General features: G+C 70.3%; 14 protein-coding genes and 1 other RNA gene. 8 read left to right on the top strand and 7 right to left on the bottom strand.

Features of this window, described 5'->3' with window-relative positions; all coding sequences use genetic code 11:
- Together ABT08_RS10170 and ABT08_RS10165 are read left to right on the top strand one after the other, a co-directional pair.
- On the top strand, positions 1-339 hold a 339-nt coding region (locus ABT08_RS10170; RefSeq protein ID WP_288114866.1), incomplete at its 5' end, for a TadE family protein.
- 18 nt (positions 340-357) lie between these two features.
- Positions 358-783 carry a pilus assembly protein TadG-related protein gene (locus ABT08_RS10165; protein WP_288114865.1) on the top strand — a complete coding sequence of 142 codons (426 nt, stop codon included), beginning with the start codon at positions 358-360 and terminating at the stop codon, positions 781-783.
- Positions 784-892: 109 nt separating this feature from the next.
- On the opposite strand, the gene ABT08_RS10160 is transcribed toward ABT08_RS10165, so the two are convergent.
- Together ABT08_RS10160 and ABT08_RS10155 are read right to left on the bottom strand one after the other, a co-directional pair.
- Entirely contained in the window at positions 893-1,729 is an 837-nt protein-coding gene (locus ABT08_RS10160; protein WP_288114864.1) for an aldo/keto reductase, read from the bottom strand.
- A 73-nt stretch (positions 1,730-1,802) separates the two neighbouring features.
- Complete coding sequence (locus tag ABT08_RS10155) at positions 1,803-2,567, bottom strand: SDR family NAD(P)-dependent oxidoreductase (RefSeq protein WP_056207055.1); 765 nt, start codon at positions 2,565-2,567, stop codon at positions 1,803-1,805.
- 100 nt (positions 2,568-2,667) lie between these two features.
- Between ABT08_RS10155 and ABT08_RS10150 the strand changes: the two genes are divergently transcribed.
- Complete coding sequence (locus tag ABT08_RS10150) at positions 2,668-3,513, top strand: helix-turn-helix transcriptional regulator (protein WP_056519912.1); 846 nt, start codon at positions 2,668-2,670, stop codon at positions 3,511-3,513.
- 10 nt (positions 3,514-3,523) lie between these two features.
- On the opposite strand, the gene ABT08_RS10145 is transcribed toward ABT08_RS10150, so the two are convergent.
- Positions 3,524-4,753, bottom strand: a complete 1,230-nt coding sequence (locus ABT08_RS10145) for an MFS transporter (RefSeq protein WP_056207053.1) — start codon at positions 4,751-4,753, stop codon at positions 3,524-3,526.
- A gap of 25 nt (positions 4,754-4,778) precedes the next feature.
- On the opposite strand from ABT08_RS10145, the gene prfB reads away from it, so the two are divergent.
- From prfB to smpB, 4 genes are all read left to right on the top strand, one after another.
- Positions 4,779-5,891: a peptide chain release factor 2 gene (gene prfB, locus ABT08_RS10140; protein ID WP_045248525.1), complete on the top strand. Its 1,113-nt coding sequence runs from the start codon at positions 4,779-4,781 to the stop codon at positions 5,889-5,891.
- Positions 5,892-5,967: 76 nt separating this feature from the next.
- Complete coding sequence (gene ftsE / locus ABT08_RS10135) at positions 5,968-6,990, top strand: cell division ATP-binding protein FtsE (RefSeq protein ID WP_056207051.1); 1,023 nt, start codon at positions 5,968-5,970, stop codon at positions 6,988-6,990.
- The gene (ftsX, locus tag ABT08_RS10130; protein WP_045248523.1) at positions 6,987-7,904 is read left to right on the top strand and encodes a permease-like cell division protein FtsX; all 918 of its coding nucleotides are present in this window, start codon (positions 6,987-6,989) and stop codon (positions 7,902-7,904) included. The genes ftsE and ftsX overlap by 4 nt, the downstream gene beginning before the upstream one ends.
- Before the next feature lie 63 nt (positions 7,905-7,967).
- Entirely contained in the window at positions 7,968-8,444 is a 477-nt protein-coding gene (gene smpB, locus ABT08_RS10125; RefSeq protein WP_045248522.1) for an SsrA-binding protein SmpB, read from the top strand.
- Positions 8,445-8,447: 3 nt separating this feature from the next.
- On the opposite strand, the gene ABT08_RS10120 is transcribed toward smpB, so the two are convergent.
- The gene (locus ABT08_RS10120; protein ID WP_288114861.1) at positions 8,448-9,905 is read right to left on the bottom strand and encodes an MFS transporter; all 1,458 of its coding nucleotides are present in this window, start codon (positions 9,903-9,905) and stop codon (positions 8,448-8,450) included.
- 208 nt (positions 9,906-10,113) lie between these two features.
- Here ABT08_RS10120 and ssrA point away from each other — a divergent pair.
- Positions 10,114-10,482, top strand: a transfer-messenger RNA (tmRNA) gene (gene ssrA, locus ABT08_RS10115).
- Positions 10,483-10,513: 31 nt separating this feature from the next.
- On the opposite strand, the gene ABT08_RS10110 is transcribed toward ssrA, so the two are convergent.
- The 3 genes from ABT08_RS10110 to ABT08_RS10100 form a co-directional block, all read right to left on the bottom strand.
- Entirely contained in the window at positions 10,514-11,158 is a 645-nt protein-coding gene (locus tag ABT08_RS10110; RefSeq protein WP_056207050.1) for a GntR family transcriptional regulator, read from the bottom strand.
- 70 nt (positions 11,159-11,228) lie between these two features.
- Positions 11,229-12,596 (bottom strand): LLM class flavin-dependent oxidoreductase, encoded by a 1,368-nt coding sequence (locus ABT08_RS10105; protein ID WP_288114860.1) that lies wholly within the window; start codon positions 12,594-12,596, stop codon positions 11,229-11,231.
- Between the two features lie 11 nt (positions 12,597-12,607).
- The coding region (locus tag ABT08_RS10100; RefSeq protein ID WP_288114859.1) for a hypothetical protein at positions 12,608-12,910 on the bottom strand (303 nt) is incomplete at its 5' end.

Below are 12,910 nucleotides of genomic sequence, written 5' to 3'. Positions count from 1 at the left end.
CTCGGGCTCGTGCAGTCGCATGCGTTCGGCGCGGATGCCGCGGCCCGCCACCTCGCTCGATCGATCGCCGTGGCCGACGGCGATATCGACGGCCACATCGCGCGGGTGGTGCAGACCACCGCCGCCGACTACGGCATCGACCCCGCCGATATCTCGGTGCGGGTCCGTTGCGCCCCGGCGGACGACGGATGCCCCGCCCCCGGTGCCGTGCTCACCGCGACGGTGCAGACGCGCGTGGTGTTGCCGCTCGTGCCGCCCGTGTTCGGGTGGGAGGATCTCGCGGCGCTGCCGATCGAGGCGTCGGCGGTGCAGCTCGTGTCGGCGGGGCCGGGACGATGACCGCGCGGTGCGCACACGATGACGAGGGGTCGATCCTCCCGCTCCGATGACGAGGGGTCGATCCTCCCGCTCGTGCTCGGCTACGGGATGCTCGCGATCGCCCTGGTGCTGGTATGCGCGGAGGCGACGGGTCTGTTCCTCGCGCAGAAGCGCTTGGACGGTGTCGCCGACGCGGCGGCGGTGGCCGCGGCATCCTCGTATGACATCCGGTTGGAGGGCGAGGGGGCGGTGATCGTGCAGCGTGGGGAAGACATCACCTCGGGTGCCGAGCGTGCGCTGGCCGCGACGGGGGCCGACGCCGTGCTCGTCGACGCGGTGACCGACGACGGTCGCTCAGCGCGGGTGACAGTGACGTCGACCTGGCGGTCGGTGCTGCTCTCGCCGTTCGTGCCGGCGGGGGTCGATCTCACCTCGACCGCCACGAGCCGCGTCGCGCTGCGGTGACCCGGGATGCCGCGATCACGTGTGCCGCGGGGTGGTCACGTAGGCCCCGGGCGCGCACGGCAACGGCCGGCCGCCCAAAGGCGACCGGCCGTGACCAATCGAGACGAGGTCAGTTGAACTCGAGCGGGTGCGTCCCCACGCGGCCCGCACCGTCACCCGTGTCGAGGGCGTCGATCGCGGCGACCTCGTCGGCGGTCAGCTCGAAACCGAACACCTCGAAGTTCTCGACCATGCGCTCCTTGCGGGTCGACTTCGGGAAGACCACGAAGCCGCGCTGCAGGTGCCAGCGGATGACCGCCTGCGCCGGGCTCACACCGTGCGCCTCGGCCGCCGCGACGACGGCCGGGTTCTCGAACAGCGGGTACTTGCCCTGGCCGAGCGGACCCCACGACTCGATGATCGTGCCGTGGTCGGCCGCCCACGCGAGCACGTCGCGCTGCTGGTAGGCCGGGTGAAGCTCGATCTGGTCGACCGCCGGCACCACGCCGGTCGCGGCGACGAGGCGATCGAGGTGCTCGGGCAGGTGGTTCGAGACGCCGATCGAGCGAGACAGCCCCGCATCGCGGATCGCGATGAGCTTCTCCCACGCGTTCACGTAGGTGTTCTTCTCGGGCGTCGGCCAGTGCGTGAGATACAGGTCGACGTGGTCGAGCTGCAGCTTGTCGAGGCTCTCGCGGATCGCGGCGAGCGGCTCGTCGCCGGCCTGCCGGTCGTTCCAGAGCTTCGTGGTGATGAAGAGCTCGTCACGGGGGATGCCGCTTGTCGCGATCGCGGCGCCGACGCCCTCCTCGTTCTTGTAGATCGCGGCGGTGTCGATGTGGCGGTAGCCCACCTCGAGGGCCTCGCTCACCGCCTTCTCGGCCTCGGCCGGCGGCACGAGGAACACGCCGAAGCCGAGCTGGGGGATGTCATAACCGGAGTTGAGGGTCACAGAGGGAACGGTCATCCCTCCAGCCTAGGAGCCCGGCGCGACATCGAGGCCGAGGGGGCGGATGCCGCGGCATCCGCCCCCTCGCAGGTCACAGGCGCTGGCCGCCCGACGCCTCGATACGCTGACCCGTGACCCACGCCAGGCGCGGGTCGAGCACGGTCGCGATCGCCCGGCCGACGTCGTCGGGCTCGCCGATGCGGCCGAGCGCCACCGTCGGCAGGATCATGCCGCGGTAGCCCTCGTCGTCACGGATGCCGCCGCCCGCGAAGTCGGTCGCGGTCGCCCCCGGCGCCACCGTGTTGACGGTGATGCCGCGCCGGCCGAGGTCCTTCGCGAGATACAGCGTCCACGTCTCGATGGCGGTCTTCATCGCGGCGTACACCGAATACGCCGAGTTGGCGGGATTGCGGGTGAGGCCGCTGGAGATGTTGACGATGCGGCCGCCGTCGGTGAGCAGAGGCTCGAGCTGCTGTGTGAGCAGCACGACCCCGGTGAAATGCACGGCGACCAGCGCGTCGATCGTCTCGTGCTCGATGCCGCCGAACGGTGTGCTGCCGGCGAACCCGGCGTTGTTCACCAGCCCGTCGAACGTCTCGCGTCCCCAGGTCGCCGAGAGCGTGGCGCGCAGGGTGTCGGCGAACGCGGCGAACGTCTCGGGCGCGGTCGTGTCGAGCTCCAGCGCCACCGCGCGCCGCCCGAGCGCCGCGATGTCGGACACGACGGATGCCGCGTCGCCGGCGCCCGATCGATAGGTGACGACGACGTCGTCGCCGGCGGCCGCGACGGCGAGGGCGGTGGCGCGGCCCAGGCCACGGTAACCGCCGGTGATGAGGATGATTCGTGAATCGGTCATGTCTCGATCGTCGGGCGGGGCGCGGCATCCGGGAAGGACTCGTCGATCGGGGGATCGGCGATCCCTTGCTCGCGCGCCGGGTCGCGGCGACCATGGGGGAGTGGACCGTGAACAGCTGGGCGACTTCCTGCGCCGCCGACGCGAGGCGCTGCAACCCGAGGACGTCGGGCTCGCACGCAGCCCGCGCCGCCGCACGCCGGGGCTGCGTCGTGAAGAGGTAGCCCAGCTCGCGACGATGTCGACCGACTATCTGAACCGGCTCGAGCAGGGCCGCAGCCCCCAGCCGTCGGAGCAGATGCTCACCGCCCTCGCCCGCGCCCTGCGGCTGAGCGACGACGAGCGCGGCCACCTGTTCCGCCTCGCCGGGCACCCCGCGCCCGAGCGCACCGGCGGCAGCTCGCACGTCGCGCCGGCGATGCTGCGCATCCTCGACCGGCTGCGCGACACCCCCGCGCAGGTCGTGAGCGAGTTCGGTGAGACCCTCGTGCAGACCGCGCCCGCAAAGGCGCTGCTCGGCGACGCGACGGCCCTCACCGGCCTCGCGCGGGTCACCGTCTACCGGTGGTTCGCGCAGCCCGCCTCGCGCGACGTCTACGCCCGCGACGACCACGACGAGCGCGCCCGCGCCTTCGTGGCCGAGCTGCGCAGTGCCTACGTGCGCTACGGCGACGACTCGCTCGCCGGTCGGGTCGTGCGTGCGCTCGACGACGAGAGCCCGGAGTTCCGGGCGCTGTGGGCCGAGCACGAGGTGCGCGAGAAGCATCCCGCCACGAAGCGCTTCGTGCACCCCGAGATCGGCACCTTCACACTCGACTGCCAGACGCTGCTCGACACCGACACCGGACAGCGACTGCTCGTGTTCACGGCGACCCCGGGCACCCCCGACGCCGAGAAGCTGGCGCTGCTCACCGTCATCGGCACGCAGTCGTTCGTCGAGACCCGGTGACTCCGAGTCGCTAGCCGCGTCGGCTCGTCCGCGCGTGCGGCACGAACCGGGGCACGTAGCGGATGAACGCGAGCGCGCCGGCGAGACCGATGAGGCCGACGGCGCCGGTCGCGATCGCGAGGCTGCCGGCCGCGGCGATGATGCTCACGAGCACGGGAGCGGTCGCCCCGCCCGCATCGCTCAGCGTGCGCCACGACCCGAGGAACGGCGCGGGATCCGCGCGCGGTGCGACATCGGCCCCGAGGGTCAGCAGGATGCCGCTCGAGAGCCCGTTGCCGAGCCCCAGCACGATGCCGACGGCGAGGTACCAGCCGAGGCGTCCCGACACGTCGTGGGTGAAGGCGAGCACCAGGAATCCGCCCGCCATGAGCAGCATGGCCGGCAGGGCTGCCCACAACCGCCCGAAGCGGTCCATCACCTGCCCGCTCGCGTAGAACAGGGCGAAGTCGATCGCGCCCGACACGCCCACGACGAGCGCGATGGTGCTGGCGTCCAGCCCGATCGACACGCCCCACAGCGGCAGCACCACCTGGCGGGCGGCGCGCACCGCCGACAGGGATGCCGCGGCCACCCCGAGGCGCGACAGCATGCCGCGGTGGCGCCACATCGTGCGGAACACGCCCTCCCGCTCGAGCGCGACGACCGGCTCCCCTCCCGACGGGGCGACGCGCTCGGGGTCGGGACCGAACAGCACGAGAACGACGAGCACCGCGAGGCATCCGGCGAAGAACCAGAGCGCCGCATGCTCGGTGCCGAAGACCGCGAGGAGCCCGGCGGCGATGAACGGACCGACGAAGATGCCGAGCCGGAAGGAGCCGCCGAGCAGCGACAGCGCCCGCGCACGGAAGTGCAGCGGCACCCGCGTCGTCATGAACGAATGGCGGGCGAGCCCGAACGCAGCCGCGCAGAAGCCGATCACGAACACCGCCGCCGCGAACACCGGCAGGCTCGGCGCGAACACGGTGCCCAGCACGCCCAGCATCGCGACGCCGCCGGCGATCGCCATCGTCACGCGCTCACCGGCGCGGGCGACGAGCCAGCCGGCGGGGAGATTGCCGACGAGCTGCCCCACCACCAGCGCGCTCGCGATGAAGCCGGCACCCGCGACATCCGCCCCGAGCTTCGTCGCGATGACCGGCACGAGGGGGATGACCGCGCCCTCGCCGAGGGAGAAGAGGATGGTCGGCCCGTAGATCATGGGTGCGAGTCGGCCCAGCACCAGGCCCGCACGATCATCCATCGCTTCCACGTTAGTCTGGACTGTCATGCTCGAGCTCGATCTGTCCGCCGATATCCAGGCCATCCGCTCCACGTTCGCCGACATCACCGCCGTCGTCGACGTCGATGCGCTGCGCGCCGACATCTCTCGCCTGAGCGAGGAGGCCGGTGCACCCGACCTCTGGGACGACCCCGAGAAGGCGCAGAAGGTGACGAGCGCGCTCAGCCACCGTCAGGCCGACCTCGCCCGCATCGACGCGGTCGCCCGCCGCCTCGACGACCTCGAGGTGCTCGTCGAGCTCGCCAACGAGCTCGAGGACCAGGACTCGGCCGACGAGGCCCGCCGCGAGCTGAAGGACCTCGGCGAGGTCATCAGCCAGCTGGAGGTGCAGACCCTCCTCGACGGTGAGTACGACTCACGGTCGGCGGTCGTCACCATCCGCTCCGGCGCCGGCGGCGACGACGCCACCGACTTCGCCGAGATGCTCATGCGCATGTACCTGCGCTGGGCCGAGCGCCACAAGTACCCCGTCAAGGTGATGGACACCTCCTACGCCGAGGGAGCCGGCATCAAGTCGGCCACCTTTGAGGTCGACGCGCCCTACGCCTACGGCACCCTCTCGGTCGAGGCCGGCACCCACCGTCTCGCGCGCATCAGCCCGTTCGGCGGCGCCGACAAGCGCCAGACGAGCTTCGCCGCGGTCGAGGTCATCCCGGTCATGGAGGAGGCCGTCGAGGTCGACGTCCCCGAGGGCGACATCCGCGTCGACGTGTTCCGCTCCTCGGGCCCCGGCGGGCAGTCGGTCAACACCACCGACTCCGCCGTGCGCATCACCCACCTCCCGACCGGCATCGTCGTCTCGATGCAGAACGAGAAGTCGCAGATCCAGAACCGCGCCGCGGCCATGCGCGTGCTGCAGACCCGACTGCTGCTGCTCAAGCGCGAGGAGGAGGCGGCGAAGAAGAAGGAGCTCGCCGGCACCATCACGGCGAGCTGGGGCGACCAGATGCGCTCCTACTTCCTCTACGGTCAGCAGCTCGTGAAGGACCTCCGCACCGGCCACGAGGTCGGCAACCCCGCCGTGGTCTTCGACGGCGACCTCGACGGCTTCATCGCCGCCGGAATCCGTTGGCGCAAGCGCAAGGACGACGACGACTGACATCCGGTGAACGGATGTCGCGCCCCCGGGTGTCGCACCCGGATGCCGCGAGAGCCGCGCTTAGGCTGACACAGCCATGATCCGGTTCGAGAACGTCACCAAGCGGTATCGCGGCACCTCCAAGCCCGCCCTCAACGGCGTCGACTTCGAGGTGCAACGCGGCGAGTTCGTCTTCCTCGTGGGAGCGTCGGGATCGGGGAAGTCCTCGTGCCTGCGTCTGATCCTCCGCGAGGACATCCCCAGTCAGGGCCGTGTGGTCGTGCTCGGCAGGGATCTGCGACGGGTGGCGAGCCGCAAGGTCCCCTACTTCCGCCGCAACATCGGCTCGGTGTTCCAGGACTTCCGGCTGCTGCCGACCAAGACCGTCTTCCAGAACGTCGCGTTCAGCCTGCAGGTGATCGGATCCTCACGCGGATTCATCCACCAGGCGGTGCCCGAGGCGCTCGCGCTCGTGGGCCTCGCCGGCAAGGAGAAGCGCCTTCCGCACGAGCTGTCCGGTGGTGAGCAGCAGCGCGTCGCGATCGCCCGCGCCCTCGTGAACCGTCCCCAGGTGCTGCTGGCCGACGAGCCGACCGGAAACCTTGACCCCGCGACATCCGTCGACATCATGCAGCTGCTCGCCCGCATCAACGCGAGCGGAACCACTGTGCTCATGGCGACGCACGAGGCCGCGTTCGTCGACCAGATGCAGCGCCGAGTGATCGAGCTGCGCGGCGGCGAGATGGTGCGCGACGAGCGTCACGGCGGCTATGGCGACACCTCATCGATCCCGCGACTGCAGCCGCAGCAGGAGCGCGGCGCGGCCGCCGTCGCTGCGTTGACCGAGGTCATCGAGCTGCAGAAGGAGATCGCCGCGGACTCCCAGGCGCCGGTTCCGCCGGTCGCCGCGCAGCCCGCGGTGGCGCCGCAGCCGGCGGCGCCCGCCGCGGCGCCGGTCACCCCGCCGCAGGCGCCCGCTCCGCAGGCCGCGCCGACCGCCGCGTCGGCACCGGCGGCACCCCGCCCCACGGAGGCGGATGATCTTTCGCTCGACGCGCTGGGCGTCGCCGACCGTCTCGGGCTCGAGGGCCCGGGCGAGGAAGTGGGACCCACGCGATGAGGCTCGGACTCGTTCTCGGCGAGGCGTTCGGCGGGCTGCGCCGCAACGCCTCGATGGTGATCTCGGTCATCCTCGTGACCTTCGTGTCGCTGACCTTTGTCGGCGCCGCCATGCTCATGCAGTCGCAGATCGGCAAGCTGCGCTCGTTCTGGGTCGACCGCGCACAGGTCGCCGTCTACATGTGTTCGACAGTGTCCCAGGCGAAGAACTGCGCCCCCGGCACCGCGGCCACCGACGACCAGATCGCCGCCGTGAAGGCGACGCTCGACGGATCGACGCTCGCGCCGCTCATCAAGAACTACACGTTCCAGACGAGTCAGGAGGCCTACCAGAGCGCCATCCAGCAGCTCGGATCGCAGTACGCGTCGGTAATCAGCCCCGACCAGATCAATGCGACGTTCTGGATCAACCTCAAGGACCAGTCGCAGTCCGACGTGCTCGCCGAGCAGTTCTCCTCGACCGCGGGCGTCGAAGAGGTCGCCGATCAGATGCAGTACCTTCAGCCGCTGTTCTCGGCGCTGACGGTCGCGACCTACATCGCCGTCGGCATCGCCGTGCTCATGCTCATCGCCGCGGTGCTGCTGATCTCCACGACGATCCGATTGTCGGCGTTCGCCAGACGTCGGGAGATCGGCATCATGCGTCTCGTGGGAGCGTCGAACCGGTTCATCCAGACCCCCTTCGTGCTCGAGGGCGTGATCTCGGCGGTCATCGGGTCGGCGCTCGCGAGCGTCACGGTGTGGGCGGGCGTGCAGTTCGGCGTCGGCAGCTACCTGCAGCCGAGGGTGACGTTCATCACCTCCTGGGTCACGACGGACGACCTCTGGTACGTCATCCCGGCGATGATCGTGATCGGCGTGGTGCTCGCCGCTCTGTCGGCGGGATTCGCGATCCGGCGGTGGCTTCGCGCCTGATCCCGGCTCCGATAGACTGGGGGGCTCGCGTCGATCGGCGCGAGTATCCCGGAGGAGCAGGTCATGGTCAAGGAACGCGGGGAGAAGGTCGTCGCGACCAATCGTCGCGCGCGCCACGAGTACTCGATCGAGAAGACGTACGAGGCGGGCCTGGTGCTCACCGGCACCGAGGTGAAGTCGCTGCGCCAGGGGCGCGCGAACCTCTCCGACGGGTACGCGTTCATCGAGCGCGGTGAGGCGTTCCTCGACGCGGTGACGATTCCCGAGTACTCACAGGGCACCTGGAACAACCACTCCGCGAAGCGCCTGCGCAAGCTGCTGCTGCACAAGGACGAGATCGTGAAGCTCAGCCATGCGATCTCCGCCGGCGGCTACACGCTTGTGCCGCTCAAGCTCTACTTCTCTGACGGCCGCGCCAAGGTCGAGATCGCGGTCGCGAAGGGCAAGGCCGAGTACGACAAGCGCCAGACGCTGCGCGAGCGCCAGGACCGCCGTGAGGCCGAGCGCGCGATGCGCACCCGCAACCGCCTCGGCGACTGATCCTCAGACCTGGGCGGATGCCTCGGCCACTTCGGCCGCGGCATCCGTGAACGCCTGCTTCGGCACGAACACCAGCAGCACGGCGGCGACGAGCGCGGTGACGCCGCAGACGATCCACACGGTGAGGTATCCCGAGAAGGATGCCGCGGTCTGCCCGCCGCCCTCGGCGCCGAGGCTGCCCTGGAACAGTGCGATGCCGAACGCGCATGACGCGATGGCGCCACCGACGGTCTTCACGGAGTTGGTGAGACCCGTCGCGACGCCGGTCTGGGTGGCCGGCGCAGCGGATGCCGCGGCGGCGGGGAGGGCGGCGACGAGCGCGCCCGATCCGAGTCCCACGACGACCATGTTCATGACGACGCTCGCGTAGGCCGAGTGGAAGGGCACGAACAGCAGGAAGCCGACACCCACCAGCACTGCGGCGCCGATCAGCGTCACCCGCGGGGTGACGAGGCGTGAGATCACAGGGAAGAGGAGCGCGCCGATGATCATGGCGATCAGGTAGATGCCGATGATGAGGCTCGTCTGGAAGCCGGTCGTGCCGAGGCCGAACCCTGCGGCGGCCGGATCGGTGCGCGCGAAGGTCGACAGCGGTGCCTGTGACCCGAGCACGCTCACGCCGAACAGGCCCGCCGTCAGGAACACGGGACCGAGCGCGGGGGAGCGGAACATGCGCACGTCGATGAGCGGGTCGTGATGGCGCAGTTCCCACAGGGCGAACGGCACGACCAGCGCCACGCCGACGAGCGTGACCCCCCACGAGAACAGATCTGTCGGGCCGTTGATGCGCAGCAGGCTCAGCCCGCCCGTGAAGGAGAGCAACGCCAGAGAGATCAGCACGAGTCCGACGGTGTCGAGGCGGCCGCCGGTGGTCTCGGGCGATTCGCGCACACCGAACAGGACGACGAAGAAGCAGGCGACCACCGCGACGGCGGGGATCGAGAGCACCAGCTGCAGGGGCAGCGCGTCCACGAGCGCACCGCCGATGAGTGCGCCGGAGATCGCGCCGATCTCGAGCGCCGCGACGAGCAGGCCGGCCGCACGTGCGGTGAGCACAGCGCGCCCCTCGCGGCCGCGCGTGCGCGACCAGATGAGGGCGATCTCCAGCGGCAGCCAGACCACGTAGAAGCCCTGCAGCGTCCACGCCGCAAGGAAGACCGGGAACGAGTCGGTGAACGGCAGCGCCGCCGACGCGGCTGCGGTCAGTGCGGTCGAGATGAGCAGCATCCGCTTGTGTCCGACCATGTCGCCGAGCTTGGCGAAGGCGGGCACGACCAGCGCCGAGAGCATCAGCTGGGTTCCCTCGAGCCAGTTCACGTCGGCATCGGGAATGGACAGATGCCGGGCGATGTCGGTGAGCATCGGGGTGTAGTAGCCCTGCAGCACGCCGCTCGTGAACTCGACGAAGGCCAGGAATCCGACGACGCCCGCCAGGGCGCCCAAGCTCACGCGCGCAGACATCGCGCTCCTTCCACTGGTCCGGGTGGGTTCACTGTATCGGCGGGTGCGCCGCGCCGTGGGCGTCACACGCGCGCCGCGGTGACGGCGGGGAATGGCAGGGGCGCGGCATCCGTTGTATTCTGAAACGCTCGGATGCCTCGCGCTTCCGATCGCCCGCAAGGGCATGGCAACTCCACAGTGCGACAGCGGCCCCTCACCGAGGGAACATGGGGATGATCGGTTTCGACATCGCCTGCGAATCTGCGAGAAGCGGGCCGAGGATGCAGGGTTATCTCGTGAACGCCCCCTGCGAACCAATAACTGCCAACAAGTCGCAGTCCGACTTCGCCCTCGCTGCCTGAGCAGCGAGCCCGAGTCCGTCAGTCCGTATGTGATTCCGATACGGGTCCTGGCGTCATCTAGGAATCTTGCTTCGTAACCTCGCCTGAGGGTTGCGAGGGACTCTTTCAGGATGAGTCCGTCGACGCAGGTGTCTGTGACAAGCGTCGGGACTGAGAACACGTCTGCACAGACTGTGCCCGGAGAAGGCGCAGAGACCCAGCGATGGACGGGGGTTCGATTCCCCCCATCTCCACCATCGCCGCTGTCGCACTGGGAGTGGCCGCCACTCAGAGGTCTATGATCGCCGCGTGCAGCTGGTAGTCGCGTGCCCGCACCATGTGGTCGGCCATGAGCCGTTGCGCGGCCTGTGCGTCGCCCTGCAGCACCGCGTCGAGGATCGCCAGATGCTCGGCCTGGGATTGTTGTGTGCCGGCGATCGACCGCGGCCACGGACGCTCGTGCAGCAGGATCATGATCTCGGCGCGCTCGACGAAGTCGACGAGCGCGGGATTGTGCGACGCCTCGATGAGTGTGCGGTGCCACGCGCGGTGGTGCTCGGCCGCTTCCTCGTCGGTCGCCTGGTCCGCGCGGCGCAGCAGCTCGACCATGCGCCCGCGTTCCAGAGGCGTGGCGCGATCGGCGGCGAGAGCGGCTGCCGACGACTCGAGCGCGATGCGGATGTCGAAGTAGTCGAGCACCTCCTGCGTCGACCGCGTGCGCACACGGTAGCCGCGCGCCTCGCGCACGAGGATGCCGTCGCGCTCGAGCATCGCCAGCGCCTCGCGGATCGGCGTGCGCGAGGTGCCGAGCTCATCGGTGAGCGCGCTTTCGTAGAGCCGGGTGTCGGCGCCGATCTCCCCGCTCAGGATGAGGGCGCGCAGTGTCGCGTGGTGATCGACCGCGGCGGTCGACCTCCGGGTCTTGGTCGTCACGTGGTGCCCCCTGCTGCCGTGCGGCGTGTGTGCGGATCGTATCAGCGCCCTCGTCGGCGCCGACAAGTGGTCAGAGCGCGATGCGCCAGTGCGGGTGATCGGCCTTCAGGGCCGGCTCGCCGTCGCCGAACAGGGCCTCGCGAAGGGTGCGCGCGCCGTGCTCCCGCTCGGGCAGAACGCCGCGGCGGCGCAACTCCGGCACGACGTATCGGATGATGTCGTCGAATGTGCCGGGACGCACCGCGTAGGCGAGGTTGAAGCCGTCGAGGTCCGCGACCTCCGCCCAGCGCTCGAGCTCGTCGGCGACCGTCGCCCCCGAGCCGACGATGGTCGGTCCCATCCCACCCACGGCCATGTACTCCGCGACCTCACGCAAGGTCCAGGTGCGGTCCGGGTCGGCCGATGCGAAGAACTTCGCCGAGAACTGCGCGCCGTTGGAGGCGATGTCGGTGAGCGGGATGTCGGGGTCGAGGTCCGCGACATCCACTCCGACCGGCCCCGCGAACTGCACCATCGCGCCGCCGTAGTCGGCGTAGCGCTGCAGGTCGGCGAACTTGGCCCGGGCGATCTCGTCGGTCTCGCCGGTCACGATCGTCGCAACCGCGAGCACCCGCACCGATTCGCGTGCGCGCCCGGCCGCCTCGGCGGCGGAGCGCACGTTCGCAACGATCGGGGCCAGCACCTCGGGGCGGGTGCCGTGCACGAAGACGCCCTCGGCGTGCTCCGCCGCGAACCGCTGCCCGCGCGACGACGATCCCGCCTGGAAGAGCACCGGGGTGCGCTGCGGCGACGGCTCCGCGAGGAACTCGTCGGGCACCGAGAAGTAGCGGCCCTCGTGACCGATCGGCCGTACGAGCTCGGGGTCGACGTAGACGCCGCGCTCCTTGTCGACGACGGCCGCGTCGGCATCCCACGACAGCTCCCACAGCTTGTGCGTCACTTCCAGGAACTCGTCGCCGAGGTCGTAGCGCTCGTCGTGCGCCAGCTGTTCGCCGCGCCCGAGATTGCGCGCCGCGCTGTCGAGGTACGACGTCACGATGTTCCAGCCGACCCGCCCGCCGCTGAGGTGGTCGAGGCTCGCGAGGCTGCGCGCGAACGTGTAGGGGTGCGTGTAGCTCACCGAGGATGTCACCGCGAAACCGAGGCGCTCCGTCACCGCCGCCATCGCCGACACGAGCGTCAGCGGGTCGCCGATCGGCACCTGGCTGGCCGTGCGGAGGGCTTCGTCGGGGCCGCCCTTGTAGACGTCGAGCACGCCGAGCACATCGGCGAGGAAGATCGCGTCGAAGCCCGCTGCCTCGAGATCTCGGGCCAATCGGGTCCAGTACGTCAGTGAGCGGTACGCCCGCGAGTCGTCCTGCGGGTGCTGCCACAGGCCAGAGGCGATGTTGCCGGGCGAGAAGTTCTCGAACGCGTTGAGGTGCAGTCGGCGAGGCATGCGTCTCCTTGTCAGACGGCCGCAGGAAGCGCGGCGAGCTCGGTGGCGGCCGCGGCGAGGTCCACGCGGACCCCTTCTGCGGTCACGGCGAGGGCGAGGGAGGTCAGATCGGCGGCGATCGTGGCGAAGCCGGCGCGAGGACCGGTGTGGTTCAGACGCAGGTGGCCGGCGGGCACGTCGCCTACCCCCGCGGTGATGCCGGAGCCGCGGGCGGACGTCGCGCGCAGCACGCGGGAGCGGTCGGTGCCGTCGGGGAGCAGGATGCCGGTCATGAGGCCGGAAGCCTCCTCGACGCCGCGGGCCCACGGCTGCAG

Source organism: Microbacterium sp. SCN 71-21 (genome assembly GCF_001725695.1).
In the GTDB taxonomy this organism is placed as follows: domain Bacteria; phylum Actinomycetota; class Actinomycetes; order Actinomycetales; family Microbacteriaceae; genus Microbacterium; species Microbacterium ginsengisoli.
This window is presented reverse-complemented; position numbering and strand designations above follow the sequence as displayed.

Excerpts from the sequence above, each read along its gene's own strand:
- ABT08_RS10165 (WP_288114865.1), top strand. The coding sequence starts at position 358 with ATGACGAGGGGTCGATCCTCCCGCTCCGATGACGAGGGGTCGATCCTC.
- ABT08_RS10160 (WP_288114864.1), bottom strand. The coding sequence starts at position 1,729 with ATGACCGTTCCCTCTGTGACCCTCAACTCCGGTTATGACATCCCCCAG.
- ABT08_RS10155 (WP_056207055.1), bottom strand. The coding sequence starts at position 2,567 with ATGACCGATTCACGAATCATCCTCATCACCGGCGGTTACCGTGGCCTG.
- ABT08_RS10145 (WP_056207053.1), bottom strand. The coding sequence starts at position 4,753 with ATGGATGATCGTGCGGGCCTGGTGCTGGGCCGACTCGCACCCATGATC.
- prfB (WP_045248525.1), top strand. The coding sequence starts at position 4,779 with ATGCTCGAGCTCGATCTGTCCGCCGATATCCAGGCCATCCGCTCCACG.
- ftsE (WP_056207051.1), top strand. The coding sequence starts at position 5,968 with ATGATCCGGTTCGAGAACGTCACCAAGCGGTATCGCGGCACCTCCAAG.
- ftsX (WP_045248523.1), top strand. The coding sequence starts at position 6,987 with ATGAGGCTCGGACTCGTTCTCGGCGAGGCGTTCGGCGGGCTGCGCCGC.
- smpB (WP_045248522.1), top strand. The coding sequence starts at position 7,968 with ATGGTCAAGGAACGCGGGGAGAAGGTCGTCGCGACCAATCGTCGCGCG.
- ABT08_RS10120 (WP_288114861.1), bottom strand. The coding sequence starts at position 9,905 with ATGTCTGCGCGCGTGAGCTTGGGCGCCCTGGCGGGCGTCGTCGGATTC.
- ABT08_RS10105 (WP_288114860.1), bottom strand. The coding sequence starts at position 12,596 with ATGCCTCGCCGACTGCACCTCAACGCGTTCGAGAACTTCTCGCCCGGC.